This is a genomic window from Micromonospora sp. R311, from assembly GCF_056780015.1.
Window position 1 is genome coordinate 59,318 of record NZ_JBSWCE010000013.1, and the last position, 14,174, is coordinate 73,491.

Below are 14,174 nucleotides of genomic sequence, written 5' to 3' on the forward strand. Positions count from 1 at the left end.
CCGGTCAGCGGTGCACCCGGCCGAGGAAGTCCCGCAGCAGGCGCACCACCTCGTCGAGGTGCGTCTCCAGCAGCCAGTGCCCGCCGTCGAGCAGATGCAGTTCCGCGTCGGGCAGGTCCCGCAGGTAGGCCCGCGCCGCGCCCGCCGGCATGTAGCCGTCGTGCGGACCCCAGACGATCAGGGTCGGCGGCCGGTGGGCGCGCAGGTACTCCTGCTGGCGCGGAAACCAGGCGACGGTGCTGCCCTGGTCGGCCAGGAGGCGGACCAGGTTGGCCCGCCGCGCCGGCCCGGCCTCGACCTGGGCCCAGGACAGCCGCCACAGGTCGGGACTGACCCGGTCGACCAACCGGTCCGGCAGCTCGCCGAGGAACTCGCTCCGGAAGCCCGCCTCGCTGACCGCCTCGGCGAGGCGGGCCCGGCCGTCGTCGGTCGGGTCGCGCCAGAACCGCTTCAGCGGCTCGTACTTGGGGCCGTGCTGGTCGGGGTAGATGTCGCCGTTCTGGATGACCAGGCCGGCGACCCGCTCCGGCGCGGCCATCGCCAGCCGCAGCCCGAACTGGCTGCCGTAGTCCTGCAGGTAGATCACGTAGCGGGTCAGCGAGAGCACCTCGGTGAACCTGCGCAGCAGGTCGGCGTAGGCGTCGAAGGTGTACCCGAACCGGTCCGGGTCCGGGGTGTCGCTGTACCCGAAGCCGGGATGGTCCGGGGCGATCGCCCGCCACCGGTCGCCGAGCGCGGGCAGCAGGTTGCGGAACTGGAACGACGAGGACGGGTAGCCGTGCGGCAACAGCACCACCGGGGCGTCCGGCGGTCCGGACTCCCGGTAGAAGACGCCGATCCCGTCGACGTCGACGGTGCGGTGCGCGACAGCTGCGTGGGCCACGATCTCCTCCTCATCGCCACGCTACGGCCGGAGGCCCGGGCCCGCCCCGGAACAGCCCCGGCCGGGACCGGACGCCCGGCCCCGGCCGGAACCGGCGAGGGCTCAGCCCGCGCCGAGCAGGTCGGCCGAGCGGGCGGCCACCACGCCGGCGACCAGCCCGAGCGCGCCGGCGGCGGGCATCGGGTCCAGCTCGCGGCCGTCGCGCAGGCGCAGCGAGACCAGCCCGTCGGCCGCCTCGCGGGGCCCGATCACCGCGGCGTACGGCACCCGGCGCCGCGCGGCGTCGCGTACCCGGGCGCCCAGCGAGCCGGCGGCGTCGACCTCGACCCGCAGCCCGGCCGCCAGCGCGTCGGCGGCGAACCGGCCGGCCGCCTCCGCCTGCCCGTCGTCGACCGGCAGCACCACCAGCTGGACAGGGGTGTACCAGGCCGGGAACGCCCCCTGGTGCACCTCGATGAGGTACGCGAAGAGGCGCTCCATGCTGCCGACCAGGCTCCGGTGCACCATCACCGGCCGGCGCCGCGACCCGTCCGAGTCGGTGTACCACAGGTCGAACTTCGCCGGCTTGTCGAAGTCGAGCTGCACGGTGGACAGGGTGGACTCCCGGCCGGCGGCGTCCACGATCTGGATGTCGATCTTCGGGCCGTAGAAGGCGGCGTCGCCGGGCGCCTCGGCGTACTCCACCCCGGCCAGGGCCTCCCGCAGCAGCTCCTCGGCCCGGGCCCACTGCGCGTCGTCCCCGACGTAGCGCTGCTCCGGCCCGCGCAGCGACAGCCGGAACCCGGCGGGCCGCACGCCGAGCGCGGCGTGCGCCGCGCGGATCAGCCCGAGGATGGCCGCGACCTCCTCGCCCACCTGCTCCAGGGCGCAGAAGTTGTGCGCGTCGTTGAGCGAGATGGCGCGGACCCGGGACAGCCCGCCGAGCACCCCCGAGCGCTCGGCCCGGTACATCCCGCCCAGTTCGGCGATCCGCAGCGGCAGCTCCCGGTAGGAGCGGCCCCGGGCCCGGTAGACCAGGGCGTGGTGCGGGCAGAGCGCCGGCCGGAGCACGAACTCGTCGTCGGCGCTGAGCCGCATCGGCGGGAACATGTCCTCGGCGAAGTAGTCGAGGTGGCCGGAGGTCTCGAAGAGCTGCCGTTTGCCCAGTGGCGGGGAGTAGACGTGCCGGTAGCCGGCCCGGCGCTCCAGCTCCCGCACGTACTCCTCGACGGCGTGCCGGGCCGCGGCGCCGGCCGGCAGCCAGATCGGCAGCCCGGCGCCGGCCAGCGGGTCGGAGACGAAGAGGTCCAGCTCCCGGCCGAGCCTGCGGTGGTCGATCATGTCGCGCTCCTTGATCGGGTACGCCCCGCGGGCGAGCCGGTCCGGAACGCCACGAGGCCCCGGGGCGGATCGCCCCGGGGCCTCGTCGACGGATGTGTCAGTGCGGCGCGCCGGGGTCTCCCGGCGTCGTGGTCAGCTCCGCACCGCGCATGCCGCGACCATACGCCGGCCGCGGCGCAGATCGCACCCGCATTTCCCGGCCGGGCGCGGCCGGACGGGCGGGGGCAGGGGGCGGGCCGCCGGCACGGGACCTGCCGGCGGCCCGCGGCGGCCCGTCGTCAGGGACGGGGGACCCGACGGTCGCGGGCCGCGCGCCGACAACGGTACGCCGACGCCCGCCGATCCGCCGACCGCGCGAGCCCCCGTAACCACCTGGCCGACCGGTCGTTGGAACTGCGGTGGCGTGGCCGTGTCGACGGTCACCCCAGGCCAGGGCCGTCCCCCGTGACGCCGGACACGACGTCAGGCTCGGTACACCCAATCGGCCCCGTCCGGCGAGGTGGCAGTCGTGCCCGAACTACTCACTGAGGTCGCGTCGCCGACCTGGGCGTACCTCGCGCTGCTCGGGTTGCTGGTCGCGGACGCCTTCGTGCCGGTGATCCCCACCCAGGTCATCATGATCACCAGCGGCGCCCTCACCGTGTACGGCGGGCTGAACCTGCCGCTGACCATCGCCGTCGGCGCACTCGGCGTCTTCGCCGGTGACCTGGCCTGCTACCTGCTCGGGCGGGGCGCGCCCGGCCGCCGGCCGCCCCGGCATACCGGACCGGGCCGGGCCCGGCGGGTCGCCCACCGGTTCACCCGGGGACTGCGCCGACCCGGCCCGCTGGTGATCCTGCTCTGCCGGTTCGTGCCGGGCGGGCGGATGGCGGCCTGCTTCTCGGCCGGGCGCAGCCGGTACCCGTACCGGCTCTTCCTGCTCTACGAGGCGGTGGCCGCGCTGGCCTGGGCGACGTACGGCGCGCTGGTGGGGCACCTCGGCGGCACCGCGCTGACCGGATCGGCCTGGCGGCTGGCCGTGGTCGCCGGGGCGGCGGCGGCCGGATTCGCGGCGGCCGGCTGGGCGATGACCGTGCTCAGCGCCCGGCACCACACCCCCGCCGAGGCCACCGACTGAGCGGACGCCGGGTCTCCGCGCGCCACGTCGGCGATGTGGCGGTATCCGGACCCCGTGGACACCGCCACGTCGGCGACCCGGAGTCGATTGAGGCAGCCTCTAGGGGTCGCCCCCGGGATCGATCTCGGTGGTCGTCCCGGATCCGTCTGAGGTGCCCTCGGCGACAGGCTGAGGCATGCCTGGAACCCGGAACAGTGGCCTGCTGGCCCTCGGCGGGATCGCCCTGGCGGCGCTGCTCGCCGTGATCGGTCACCTCGAGGTGAACGACGACCTGAACCCCTGGTCGCTGACCGTCAGCGACTTCGCCGTGTCCGACCGGGGCGGCGTGATCGACATGGCCATGGTGGTGCTGGCCGTGGCCACCGCCGTGCTCCTGCCCGCCCTGCGCCGGGTGACCGGCCCGCCCGTCGCCGGCCGGCCCGGTCCCGGGCGGTTGGCGGAGGTGCTGCTGGCCGCCTGGGTCGGTGGGCTGCTGCTGGCCGCGGTCGTGCCGACCAACGAGCCGGGGCTGCCCATGGACACCGCCGCGTACGTCCACCGGTACGCCTCGGTGGTCGCCTTCCTGGCCCTGCCGTTCGCCGGCTGGCTGCTCGCCCGGCGGCTGCCGGACCCCGCCGGCCGCTGGATACGCGGGTTCTCCCTGGCCAGCGTGGCCCTGGCGGCGGCGATGGTCTGGTCGGCCTACCCCGGCGACCGCCTCCTGATCGGCCTGGTCGAACGGCTCCTCATCCTCGCCGAGGTGGCCCTGGTCGCCACGCTGGCGCTCTGGCACGTCCGGGCCGGGCACCGGCACCGCACGGCCTTCTGGAACTGACCGCCGGTCACTCCAGTTCGTGGAGCATGAGCTGGCGGGCGGCCTCGGTGATCGAGCCCGACAGCGACGGGTAGATGGTGATGGTCTGGGCCAGTTCGTTGACCGTCAGGTTGTTCTCCACGGCCATGGTGATCGGCAGGATCAGCTCGCTGGCCTTCGGGGCGACCACCACGCCGCCGATCACCTGGCCGCTGGCCGGCCGGCAGAAGAGCTTCACGAAGCCGTCGGCCAGGTCGGCCATCTTCGCCCGGGCGTTGCCGGCGAGCGGCAGCATCACCTGCCGGGCCGGGACCTTGCCGGCGTCCACCTCGTCCTGGGAGACGCCGACGGTGGCCAGCTCCGGGTCGGTGAAGACGTTCGCCGCGACGGTCCGCAGCCGCAGCGGCCGGACCGCCTCGCCGAGCGCGTGCCACATCGCGATCCGGCCCTGCATGGCGGCCACGCTGGCCAGCGGGAGCACCCCGGTGCAGTCGCCGGCGGCGTAGATGCCGGGCACGTTCGTGCGGGAGACCCGGTCGACCGTGACGTAACCGCCCCGGGCCAGTTCGACGCCGTACTCGGCCAGGCCCAGGTTGGCGGTGTTCGGGATCGAACCGACCGCGATCAGCGCGTGTGAGCCCTGCACCTTGCGGCCGTCGGAGAGCTCGACCTCGACGCCGTCGTCGGTCCGGCGGACCGCGTCGGCCCGGGAGTTGTTCAGGATGCTCATGCCCCGGTTGCGGAAGACCCGCTCGATGGCCATCGCCGCGTCGGCGTCCTCGTGCGGCATCACCCGGTCGCGGCTGGAGACCAGGGTCACCTGGACGCCCATCGCGAGATAGGCACTGGCGAACTCGGCGCCGGTGACGCCGGAGCCGACCACGATCAGGTGCTCGGGCAGTTCGGGCAGGTCGTACACCTGGCGCCAGGTCAGGATGCGCTCGCCGTCCGGTACGGCGGTGGGCAGCTGGCGCGGCGTGGCGCCGGTGGCCACCAGCACGGTCGACGCGTCGATCGAGTACTCCGCGCCACCGTCCGCGGGGGTGACGACGACCCGGTGGGTGTGACCGAGCGTGTCCTCACCGAGCCGGGCGCTGCCGGCGACGAAGGTCACCCCGGCCTTGAGCAGCTTCGCGTGGATGTCGGCGGACTGGGCCAGCGCGAGCCGCTTGACCCGCCCGTGCACCGCCCGGGCGTCGACGGTGACCGCCTCCAGCCCGTCGGAGTGCACGCCGAACTCCTCGGTGTCCCGGTAACCGGTCACCACCTCGGAGCTGGCGATGAAGGTCTTCGACGGTACGCAGTCGGACAGCACGCACGCCCCGCCGGCGCCCTCGGCCTCCACCACGGTGACATCAGCGTCCAGCTGGGCGGCGACCAGTGCCGCCTCGTAGCCGGCCGGTCCGCCTCCGATGATCACGATCCGGCTCACAGCACTCGCCCTTCGTCGATGCTCACAGTGACTTTCTTCTCCCGAACGCGTCCGACACGCACCGTCGTATTCTCCCCCACCCGCCGGCCGGGCTATCGTCATCGCCGTGCGTCATTACGCCGCCTATGGCTCAAACCTCGATCCCGCCCGGATGCGCGCTTACTGTCCCCATTCGCCGATGGTGGGCACCGGCTGGCTGGAGGGCTGGCGGCTCACCTTCGCGGGCGAGGACGTGATCGGCTGGGAGGGCGCGGTCAGCACCGTCGTCGAGTCCCCCGGCGACCGGGTGTTCGTGGCGCTCTACGACATCCACCCGTACGACGCCGCCCAGCTCGACGAGATCGAGGGGGTGACCGCCGGCACGTACCGCAAGCTGCACGTGCGGGTCTCCACCCTCGACGGGGACGTCACCGCGTGGATCTACGTCTTCGACGGCTACGAGGGCGGCCTGCCCACCTCGTGGTATCTCTCGGAGATCGCGAACGCCGCCGAGAAGGCGGGCGCGCCGGACGACTACGTCACCGAGCTGCGGTCCCGCCCCACCGGCACCGCGTCGGCGTAGCGCGTATCCCACGACCCACAGTCTGCTACCGGCCGGGGCGGCCCGACGAGCCGACCCCGTCCCGCGTCGTCAATCACACACCGGCGGCCGGCACGACCAGCTCGTACATGTCCGTCCAGCGCACCTCGCGCAGCCCCACCGACCGGTAGAGGGTCACCGGGGCGGTCGGGTTGGTCAGGTCGACGCCCAGCCCGGCGTACTTGCGCCCCTTCGCCGGGTAGACGGTGAAGGCCCGCCACAGCAGCGCCGCGCCCACCCCCCGCCGCCGGTACGCCGGCAGCACCGACAGCGTCCGCACGAAGCCCTCGTCCTGCTCCAGCGCCTGGCCCGAGGACTGCAACGCCCCGGCGGGCACCCCGTCGACCTCGGCGACGAACCACTCGTCCCAGAGGTTGCCGTGGGCGGGAAGCGCCTCGCGCCAGCGGTCGAAGCCGGCCGGCTCGTAGTCCGGGGTGTCCCGGAAGGCGGTGTCGTAGATCTGGTGGAACCGTCGCAGGTCGGCCTCGTCGTCGGCGCGCAGCGGCCGGACCGTCACCCCGGGCGGGAGCGGCGGCTCGACGGGCAGGTCGGCCAGCTCACGACGCATCCGCACGTACCGCTTGGCCCGGCTGAACCCGGCCTCGGCCAGCTCGGCCGCCCAGCGCGTCTCGGGCGCGAACACCGCGGTGCGCACGGTCAGCGCCGGGCGGCCCCGCTCGGCGGCCCGTTCGGCGATCCGGTCGAGCTGCCGGGCGAGCAGCGGGGCGCGCACCCCCTCGCCGCGCTCCGGGTCGACGTAGACCTCGACGAACTCGCGGCCGACGCCGGTCGGGTTGGCCAGGATCGCCCAGCCGACCACCACGCCCTCGGGGTCGGTGACCAGCCAGGAGTCGCGCTGCGGATCGACGAAGGGCGCGGTGAGCGCGTCCCGCACGTCGTCGGCGTCGAAGTCGGGGTAGCCGACGGCGAAGGTGTCGGCGGCGTGCACCACCGCCAGGATCGCGGGGACGTCGTCGAGGGTGGGTCGGCGGGCGGTCCAGCCGGCGGGGAGCATCACGGGGGCGATCCTGACAGGCCGGCCCGGGATGCGCCGCCGAATTACCGGGGGCTCAGGTGCGCCCGGGTCGCGGCCAGCAGTTCCAGCAGCGCGGTGCCGTCGGCCGGGCCGAGCGCCCCGAACGCCGAGGCGGTCAGCCGGTCGGTCACCGCCTCGGCCCACAGCCGGCGCCGCACCAACGGCCCCACCGGCGGGTACGGCGGCGGCCAGCCGCAGGCCACCGCGCCGGCCTCCCCCTCCGGCCCGGCCAGCACCGCCTCCAGCGGGCTCATCCCGCTGGCCCGTACGGCGAGCAGGTGCGCCCCGGCGAAGTGCTCCCGGAGCAGGCGCAGCCCGGCGGCGGCCCGGGCGCCCGGCGTCCGCCCCGGCACGGTCACCGCCCGCCAGGCGGCGAAGAGCGGCATGCCGCTGGCGTCGGCGGCGAGGACCGCGCGCTCGAGCAGATCGGCGAGGCGCTCCACGCCGGGGGCGGTGCCGAGCCGCTCGTCGCCCCAGCGGCAGCACTCGGCCAGGCTGGCGACCGCGACCTCGATCGGCCGGATCGTCCGGGCGGCGGCGTCCCAGCCGTCGGCCACCGCGGCGGGCTCGATGAAGCCGAGCGCGGCGGCCGCCGTCTCGGCCCGGACGTCACCGAGCGCGCCGGCCCGGCCGGTGATGTAGAACGCCCAGCCGGAGATGCCGAGCAGCCGGGCCCGGCGCAGGGTGGTGGGACACCGGGTGTAGGCGTCGCCGAGTTCGAGCACGATCGGCTTGCTGGCCGCGGCAACCTGTTCCGGCGTCATCCGCCCGCTCCCCGCCGTCCGCTCACGCTCATCGCCGGTTCAGTCTGCCTGCCTCGACCTCACTCGGCAGCCCCCTCTTCGGCGTCCAGCGCCTCGACCGCCGCCTCCACCTCGCCGGTGCGGCGCCGGGCGGCGGTGAACGTCCGTTCGGCCGCCCGGCGGGCCAGCTTGGACCGGCTCAGCTCCTGCTCGACGACCGCCCGCCGGCGTTCCAGCTCGGCCAGCTCCGCCTCGACGGCGTCCAGGGCGGCGGCGCCGTCGCGTTCGGCCGCCGCCGCGCCGGCCAGCTCCGCCTCCGCCCGCTCCTGGTCGGTACGCGCCTTCGCCAGCTCCTTCTCCAGCGCCCGACGCCGCCGCTCCCGCTCCGCCCGGGCGGCCCGGTCGGCCTGCTCCGCGCGCAGGGCGGCCCGGTCCGGGCGGCCCCGTTCCGGACGGGGCGGCTCGGGTTCGGCCTCCTCCCCGCCGGTGACCAGGCGCAGCTGCGGCCGGGGTACCTCGCCGAAGCCGGCGTAGCTGGTGGCCCGCAGCAGCCGGCCGGCGCGGACCTGTTCGGCCACCTCGGTGTCGGAGAGCGCGGCGTTCAGGGTCGCCTCGATCTCGGCCAGCGGCAGCTTCCCGGCCGGCGGCGCCCCCTCGGTCTGCGCCGCCAGCTTGCGGATCTCGGCGACCAGCGCGCCGACCACCGCGCGGCGCTGGGCCGAGAGCTCGCGCAGCCGGGGGCCGCGCAGCTCGCGCTGGGCGGAGCGGAGCGCCTCGGCGAGCTGCGCCAGGTCGGCGACCAGCTCGGGCCGGCGGAGGGCGAGCAGGTTGACCAGCCAGGCGGCGACGGTGGGGCGGCGCAGCTTGGCGATCTCCCGGGCGGTCTTCGGGTCGCCGGCCTTGCGGGCCTCGGCGGCGGCCGCGTCGCGGGCGGCGACGAACCGGTCGGGCGGCGTGCTGTAGAGCTGCTGGGCGAGGTCGCGGGAGGGGCCGGCCATCGCCTCAGCCGTCGATCTTGGTGCCCGGCTCCAACCGCTGGTACTCGCAGTTGGACAGCGCGGTGTACTGCCGGTCGAGCACGGCGAACCCGTTGTCGTTGAGCAGCCCGTCGTGCAGCGCGAAGGCGCGCCGCGGCGCGACCGCCCGGATGAAGTCGACCACCTCGGAGAACTTCGACCAGGGCGCGTGGATCGGCGCGAAGAGCGTGTCGACCTGCACGTCGTCGGGGACGACCAGCGAGTCGCCGGGGTGGTAGACCACGTCGTTGACCAGGTACGCCAGGTTGTCCACCACCGGGATGTCGGGGTGGATGACGGCGTGCCGGCCGCCGTGGGCGCGGACCGCCACGCCGGCGGCGGTGAACGACTGACCCGGCTCGACCGGCTCCAGCGCCTCGGCCGCGTCGCCGAGGGTGCGGGCCAGTGAGGACGGCCCGTACACGGGCACCGGGCGCCGGTCGAGTTGGCGGACCAGCGCCTCGACGTCGACGTGGTCGGGGTGCTCGTGGGTGATCAGCACCGCGTCCGCCCCGTCCAGCGCCGCCCAATCGCTGAACACTCCCGGGTCGATGACCAGCACTCCCCCGTCGTGCTCCACCCGGAGACAGGAGTGGGCGTACTTGGTGAGTTGCATCGTGACTCCTCGATTATCGAATCGTGACGTCCTGAGCGCAGTCTGCCGGAACCGACGTGCCGACGCGTCGCGTCTGAGGTATCGCCCCGCAGCGGGGCGGTGGAGGAGGAACGGGGATGGACGGACGAAGAGCACGTCGCCGCGGGACGGCCCTGGTCGCGGCGGGACTTGTCGCGCTGCTCGCCCTCGCGGGCTGCGGGGGTGGGGGCGGTGACTCCGGCACCGCCCGGGACTCGGCGGCCGGCGCACCGGGCGGCCAGGAGGCGGGCGCCGCGGCGGATCAGAACAAGGCTGGCCCGGGGGCCCCGGAGCAGGCCGGCGCCGGCGCACCGGACCTGCGCATCGACCAGCGGGCGATCATCTACACCGGAACCATGCGGGTGCAGGTGGACGATGTGGACGCCGCCGCCCGGGAAGCGGTGGCCGCGGCCAACCGGGCCGGCGGATTCGTCGGCGGCGACCAGCGGCGCAGCGCCGAGGCCGACGCGGTGGCGGAGCTGCAACTGCGGGTGCCGGCGGCGAAGTTCAACGACGTCGTCGACGAGATCGCGAAACTGGGCCGGCAGCAGCGCCGGGAGATCCAGACGGAGGACGTCACCGAGGAGACCATCGACCTCGACGCCCGGATCACCAGCCAGCGCGCCCGGGTGGAGAGCGCCCGCCGGCTGCTCGCCCGGGCCACCTCGATCACCGACCTGGTGTCGCTGGAGAACGAGCTGGCCCGCCGGGAGGCCGACCTCGCCTCGCTGGAGGCGAAGAAGCGCCGGCTGGCCGACCTCACCGCCCTGTCGACCATCACCGTGTCGCTGGTCGGGCCGGACGTCAGCACCGCCGAGGAGGAGACCGAGGTCGGCTTCCTGGTCGGGCTGGAGGGCGGCTGGAAGGTCTTCCTCGTCTCGATGACGCTGCTGCTGACCGTGCTGGGCGCGCTGCTGCCCTGGCTGGTCGCGTTCGGCGTACCGCTGGCGGTGCTGCTCGTGCTGCTGCGCCGGCGGCGTCGCCGCCGGCCGGCGCCGCCGGTCAGCGCGCCGCCGCCAGTGCCCGCAGCGCGGTCTGCACCATGACGCGTACGCCGACCGGGATGGCCCGCTCGTCCACGTCGAACGAGGCGCGGTGCAGGTCCACGTTGGGGCCGGAACGGCCGACGCCGAGCCGGGCCAGCGCGCCGGGCACGTACTCCAGGTACCAGGAGAAGTCCTCGCCGCCCATGCTCTGCGGGGTCTCGGCGACGCCCTCTGCGCCGACCGCGGCGGTGGTGGCGGCGGTCAGCACCCCGATGGCGCGGGAGTCGTTGCTCACCGGCGGGCGGCCGCGCAGGTATTCCAGGTCGACCGTGGCGCCGGTCGGCGCGATGACGTCCCGGACCACCTGACCGACAATCTTGGGAGCCAGCTCCCAGGTGTCGCGGTCCATCACCCGCAGGGTGCCGGCCGCGCACGCCTCGGAGGGGATGACGTTGTACCGGGTGCCGGCCGAGGCGTGGCCGAAGACCAGCAGCAGCCCGCTGTTGGCCGGCACCCGGCGGCTGACCAGCGCGGGCACCTCGGTGATCAGCCGGCCGAGCGCGTCGACCAGGTCCACGGTCAGGTGCGGCCGGGCGGTGTGGCCACCCGGCCCGGTGAGCCGGACGGTGACGTTGTCGGCGGCCGCGGTGATCGGGCCGACCCGCAGGCCGATCTGCCCGACCGGCAGGTTGGGGTCGCAGTGCAGCGCGAAGATCTGCACCACGTCGTCCAGGCCGCCGGCCTCGATCACCTCCAGCGAGCCGCAGGGCAGGATCTCCTCGGCGGGCTGGAAGATCAGCCGGACCCGGCCGGGCAGCTCGCCGAGGTCGGCCAGCTGGGCCAGCAGCATGCCCACGCCGAGCATGATCGAGGTGTGCACGTCGTGGCCGCAGGCGTGGCAGACCCCGTCGACCGTCGAGCGGTACGGCACGTCCTTCACGTCGGTCAGCGGCAGCGCGTCGATGTCGGCGCGCAGCGCGATCACCGGGCCGTCCGGGCGGCCGTCGATGTCGCAGATGACGCCGTTGCCCTTGGGCAGCATCCGTGGGTTCAGCCCGGCCAGGGAGAGTTCCCGGGCGACCAGCGCCGCGGTCTCGAACTCCTCGCCGGAGAGCTCCGGGTGCGAGTGGATGTGACGGCGGGTGGCGATGAGCCCGGGTACCCGGAGGGCGAGAAGGTGATCCAGCTCGAAGGGCAGGGGTAGGGACCCGGTCGGCGCCTCCGGCCAGGACGACGCCAGCTGGCTGCCCGTGGGCAACGTCAACGCACTCGTCACGTCGAATTCTCGATCACTAGAGATGGATGGATCATCAGGAACAGCAGACAGCCTAGACCTCCGGCGGTGACGCTGCGCAACCTCCTTACGGTAGTGATCGGAGCGCACAGCGTCACGAATGCCCTGCTGAGAGCGTTCGTAGATCTGCGGGACAGCAGGTAGATCGCGGTCGAACGCCGTCATCTGCCCCACACCTCCTACAACGCGTAACCGTTTCGCGGGTCACGAAGTCGGCGCCGACTCCCGGGCCGCTGTTCCGAATTGTCGCATTAGTCGGTTCAGTGAACTGACACTCCGACAATTACCCGACCACTCTCGGCAATGAGGCATCCGCCGACGTTCACACGGACGGGCGCCATCCGACCGCACAGGGTGTGCGTCCCGATCACCCGGTCGGGTTACCCGTAAACCTCCCCGGCACACGCCGCGACCGGTGGGCCGCGCCGCCCCGGGGGACGCGGGACTCCGGCGGCGTCGCCGGCCCGCTCCACGCCTGCGCCGCCGATCGGCGGCGGGGAACCTGCTTGAACTGTAGCGCCGTGCCGACCTGCGGCGCCGACGCCGGCGGCCACCGGCGACGCGGGTGGGCGCCGTCGGTGGCCGCGGGATCAGAAAAGCGTCAGAACCGGTCGGAGGGGCGGTACAGCCCCCAGACCTCCCGCAGCGTCCCGCAGACCTCGCCGACCGTGGCCCGCGCCCGCAGCGCCTCCTTCATCGGATAGAGCACGTTCTCGGTACCGGAGGCAGCCGCGCGCAGCTCGGCGAGCGCCCGCTCCACGGCACCCGCGTCCCGCGAGCGACGCAGCCCGCCCAGGCGCTCGGCCTGCGCCGCCTCGATCGCCGGGTCCACCCGCAGCGGCTCGTACGGCTCCTCCTCGTCGATGGCGAACCGGTTGAGCCCGACCACCACCCGCCCCCCCGAGTCGATCTCCTGGGCGATCCGGTACGCCGACTGCTCGATCTCCCGCTTCTGGAAGCCGGCCTCGATCGCGTCCACCGCCGACCCGTGGTCGAAGACCCGGTCCATCAGCTCGTTCGCCGCCGCCTCCAGCTCGGCGGTCATCGCCTCGACCACGTACGACCCGGCGAACGGGTCGACGGTCGCGGTCAGGTCCGTCTCGTACGCCAGCACCTGCTGGGTGCGCAGCGCCAGCCGGGCGGCCTTCTCGGTGGGCAGCGCGATCGCCTCGTCGAAGCTGTTGGTGTGCAGCGACTGGGTGCCGCCGAGCACCGCGCCGAGGCCCTGCACCGCCACCCGGACCAGGTTCACCTCCGGCTGCTGGGCGGTGAGCTGCACGCCCGCGGTCTGGGTGTGGAAGCGCAGCATCATCGACTTCGGATCCTTGGCGCCGAAGTCGTCGCGCATCAGCCGGGCCCAGATCCGCCGGGCGGCCCGGAACTTCGCCACCTCCTCCAGCAGCGTGGTGCGGGCGACGAAGAAGAACGACAGCCGGGGGGCGAAGTCGTCCACCGCCAGCCCGGCGGCCAGCGCGGCCCGGACGTACTCCACGCCGTTGGCCAGCGTGAACGCGATCTCCTGCGCGGGCGTCGCGCCGGCCTCGGCCATGTGGTAGCCGGAGATGGAGATGGTGTTCCACTTCGGCACCTCCTTGCGGCAGTAGCCGAACGTGTCGGCGACCAGCCGCAACGAGGGCTTCGGCGGGAAGATGTACGTGCCCCGGGCGATGTACTCCTTGAGGATGTCGTTCTGGATGGTGCCGTTGAGCGCCGAGCCCGGCACCCCGTTCTCCTCGGCGACCAGTTGGTAGAGCAGCAGCAGCACCGAGCCGGGCGCGTTGATGGTCATCGAGGTGGAGACCTTGTCCAGCGGGATGCCGTCGAAGAGCAGCCGCATGTCCTCGATGGAGTCGATGGCCACCCCGACCTTGCCCACCTCGCCGTGCGCGATCGGGTCGTCGGAGTCGTAGCCCATCTGGGTCGGCAGGTCGAAGGCGACCGAGAGGCCCATCGTGCCGGCGCGCAGCAACTGGTGGTAGCGCGCGTTGGACTCGGTCGCGGTGCCGAAGCCGGCGTACTGGCGCATCGTCCAGGGTCGGGAGGTGTACATGGTGGGGTAGACCCCACGGGTGTACGGGTACTCGCCCGGGCCGCCGAGCCGGGAGTCCAGGTCCTTGGGGAGGTCGGCCGCCGTGTAGACGCCCTTGATCGGGAAACCGGACTCGCTTGACCGCCGTTCGTTCATCCCCGGATGGTAGGACGAGCGCGCGCGCCGCCGGGTGAGGGATTCCGCACACTGCGTCGGCGGACATCGACGGGAGGTGAACGATCGGGCACATACCGTCGAGTTCGGTAAACGTCCGTCGCGTCGGCTTTCGCATCGGGCGTCGGAACCAGCAA

The 14,174-nt window shown here is 73.9% G+C and carries 13 protein-coding genes; 4 read left to right on the plus strand and 9 right to left on the minus strand.

Going from position 1 to position 14,174, the window contains the following annotated elements; genetic code table 11:
* Nucleotides 1-4: 4 nt before the first annotated feature.
* Both AC1WTP_RS13415 and thrS read right to left on the minus strand, forming a co-directional pair.
* Nucleotides 5-883, minus strand: a complete 879-nt coding sequence (locus tag AC1WTP_RS13415) for an alpha/beta fold hydrolase (RefSeq protein ID WP_481649561.1) — start codon at nucleotides 881-883, stop codon at nucleotides 5-7.
* A gap of 102 nt (nucleotides 884-985) precedes the next feature.
* Complete coding sequence (thrS, locus tag AC1WTP_RS13420) at nucleotides 986-2,203, minus strand: threonine--tRNA ligase (RefSeq protein ID WP_481649562.1); 1,218 nt, start codon at nucleotides 2,201-2,203, stop codon at nucleotides 986-988.
* A 508-nt stretch (nucleotides 2,204-2,711) separates the two neighbouring features.
* On the opposite strand from thrS, the gene AC1WTP_RS13425 reads away from it, so the two are divergent.
* Together AC1WTP_RS13425 and AC1WTP_RS13430 are read left to right on the plus strand one after the other, a co-directional pair.
* Nucleotides 2,712-3,320: a DedA family protein gene (locus AC1WTP_RS13425; protein ID WP_481649563.1), complete on the plus strand. Its 609-nt coding sequence runs from the start codon at nucleotides 2,712-2,714 to the stop codon at nucleotides 3,318-3,320.
* 175 nt (nucleotides 3,321-3,495) lie between these two features.
* Nucleotides 3,496-4,134 (plus strand): DUF998 domain-containing protein, encoded by a 639-nt coding sequence (locus AC1WTP_RS13430; protein ID WP_481649564.1) that lies wholly within the window; start codon nucleotides 3,496-3,498, stop codon nucleotides 4,132-4,134.
* Nucleotides 4,135-4,141: 7 nt separating this feature from the next.
* On the opposite strand, the gene AC1WTP_RS13435 is transcribed toward AC1WTP_RS13430, so the two are convergent.
* Complete coding sequence (locus tag AC1WTP_RS13435) at nucleotides 4,142-5,545, minus strand: NAD(P)H-quinone dehydrogenase (RefSeq protein WP_481649565.1); 1,404 nt, start codon at nucleotides 5,543-5,545, stop codon at nucleotides 4,142-4,144.
* A 106-nt stretch (nucleotides 5,546-5,651) separates the two neighbouring features.
* On the opposite strand from AC1WTP_RS13435, the gene AC1WTP_RS13440 reads away from it, so the two are divergent.
* Entirely contained in the window at nucleotides 5,652-6,107 is a 456-nt protein-coding gene (locus tag AC1WTP_RS13440; RefSeq protein WP_302918274.1) for a gamma-glutamylcyclotransferase, read from the plus strand.
* A 73-nt stretch (nucleotides 6,108-6,180) separates the two neighbouring features.
* On the opposite strand, the gene AC1WTP_RS13445 is transcribed toward AC1WTP_RS13440, so the two are convergent.
* Genes AC1WTP_RS13445 through AC1WTP_RS13460 form a run of 4 tightly spaced genes read right to left on the minus strand, consistent with a single transcriptional unit; the run spans nucleotide 6,181 to nucleotide 9,536 of the window.
* A complete protein-coding gene (locus tag AC1WTP_RS13445; RefSeq protein WP_481649566.1) occupies nucleotides 6,181-7,143 on the minus strand; it encodes an N-acetyltransferase family protein in 963 nt (320 codons plus the stop codon).
* A gap of 41 nt (nucleotides 7,144-7,184) precedes the next feature.
* Entirely contained in the window at nucleotides 7,185-7,925 is a 741-nt protein-coding gene (locus AC1WTP_RS13450; protein WP_481649567.1) for an SCO6745 family protein, read from the minus strand.
* A 59-nt stretch (nucleotides 7,926-7,984) separates the two neighbouring features.
* A complete protein-coding gene (locus tag AC1WTP_RS13455; RefSeq protein WP_481649568.1) occupies nucleotides 7,985-8,902 on the minus strand; it encodes a hypothetical protein in 918 nt (305 codons plus the stop codon).
* A 4-nt stretch (nucleotides 8,903-8,906) separates the two neighbouring features.
* The gene (locus AC1WTP_RS13460) at nucleotides 8,907-9,536 is read right to left on the minus strand and encodes an MBL fold metallo-hydrolase (protein WP_481649569.1); all 630 of its coding nucleotides are present in this window, start codon (nucleotides 9,534-9,536) and stop codon (nucleotides 8,907-8,909) included.
* 116 nt (nucleotides 9,537-9,652) lie between these two features.
* Between AC1WTP_RS13460 and AC1WTP_RS13465 the strand changes: the two genes are divergently transcribed.
* Nucleotides 9,653-10,600: a DUF4349 domain-containing protein gene (locus tag AC1WTP_RS13465; protein WP_481649570.1), complete on the plus strand. Its 948-nt coding sequence runs from the start codon at nucleotides 9,653-9,655 to the stop codon at nucleotides 10,598-10,600.
* On the opposite strand, the gene AC1WTP_RS13470 is transcribed toward AC1WTP_RS13465, so the two are convergent.
* Both AC1WTP_RS13470 and AC1WTP_RS13475 read right to left on the minus strand, forming a co-directional pair.
* The gene (locus tag AC1WTP_RS13470) at nucleotides 10,557-11,816 is read right to left on the minus strand and encodes an amidohydrolase (RefSeq protein WP_481649571.1); all 1,260 of its coding nucleotides are present in this window, start codon (nucleotides 11,814-11,816) and stop codon (nucleotides 10,557-10,559) included. The two genes, AC1WTP_RS13465 and AC1WTP_RS13470, sit on opposite strands and share 44 nt — an antisense overlap.
* A gap of 619 nt (nucleotides 11,817-12,435) precedes the next feature.
* Complete coding sequence (locus AC1WTP_RS13475; RefSeq protein WP_481649572.1) at nucleotides 12,436-14,019, minus strand: acyl-CoA mutase large subunit family protein; 1,584 nt, start codon at nucleotides 14,017-14,019, stop codon at nucleotides 12,436-12,438.
* Nucleotides 14,020-14,174: the final 155 nt, after the last annotated feature.

Excerpts from the sequence above, each read along its gene's own strand:
- AC1WTP_RS13455 (WP_481649568.1), bottom strand. The coding sequence starts at position 8,902 with ATGGCCGGCCCCTCCCGCGACCTCGCCCAGCAGCTCTACAGCACGCCG.
- AC1WTP_RS13460 (WP_481649569.1), bottom strand. The coding sequence starts at position 9,536 with ATGCAACTCACCAAGTACGCCCACTCCTGTCTCCGGGTGGAGCACGAC.
- thrS (WP_481649562.1), bottom strand. The coding sequence starts at position 2,203 with ATGATCGACCACCGCAGGCTCGGCCGGGAGCTGGACCTCTTCGTCTCC.
- AC1WTP_RS13475 (WP_481649572.1), bottom strand. The coding sequence starts at position 14,019 with ATGAACGAACGGCGGTCAAGCGAGTCCGGTTTCCCGATCAAGGGCGTC.
- AC1WTP_RS13430 (WP_481649564.1), top strand. The coding sequence starts at position 3,496 with ATGCCTGGAACCCGGAACAGTGGCCTGCTGGCCCTCGGCGGGATCGCC.
- AC1WTP_RS13450 (WP_481649567.1), bottom strand. The coding sequence starts at position 7,925 with ATGACGCCGGAACAGGTTGCCGCGGCCAGCAAGCCGATCGTGCTCGAA.
- AC1WTP_RS13465 (WP_481649570.1), top strand. The coding sequence starts at position 9,653 with ATGGACGGACGAAGAGCACGTCGCCGCGGGACGGCCCTGGTCGCGGCG.